Here is a 510-nt window from a genome sequence, read left to right as displayed (position 1 = left end):
CGAAGAGCGCTTTTTAGTGATTAAGCCAAATAAGCCATCACTCTCTATCAAGCAGCATAGCCTAAGCGCGTATGCCAATATGATACCGGGAGGCCTACATGGATAACACAACAGCCTCTCTACCACTCATGCTCAAGCAGCTTAAGCTGGCTACCATGGTTAAAGAGTGGGAGGCGCTAGGCAATAAAGCGGTTAAAGAGCAGTGGAGCCCTCAGCAATACTTATCAGAGCTGTGCCATATCGAGCTGGCAAACCGCGAGGACAAACGCTTACAGCAGTTATTAAAAGACGCAAAGTTACCGGCTGGGAAACACCTTGGTAGCGTCGACTTTACTCTGATCGATGGTATCTCGACACACCAAGTCATGAGCCTGGTTAATCAACCCAGTTGGCTGAGGCATGGCGCTAATATCTTACTGTTCGGTGCCAGCGGTCTCGGCAAAACCCATATCGCCAGTGGCATCGGTTATGGACTTATCGAGCAAGGCTATAAGGTTAAGTTCATCGCCG

Annotated in this window: 1 protein-coding gene; it reads left to right on the top strand. The window is 49.2% G+C overall.

The genetic code is table 11. From position 1 onward, the window contains the following. Positions 1-98: 98 nt before the first annotated feature. Positions 99-510: ATP-binding protein (locus DZ54_RS0117580; RefSeq protein ID WP_025675584.1), on the top strand; the 412-nt coding region annotated here is incomplete at its 3' end.

The sequence above is a fragment of the Salinivibrio socompensis S35 genome, assembly GCF_000513715.1.
GTDB lineage: Bacteria > Pseudomonadota > Gammaproteobacteria > Enterobacterales > Vibrionaceae > Salinivibrio > Salinivibrio socompensis.
Note: the sequence above shows the minus strand (reverse complement) of the source record. Positions and strands in the feature narration are given on the sequence as shown.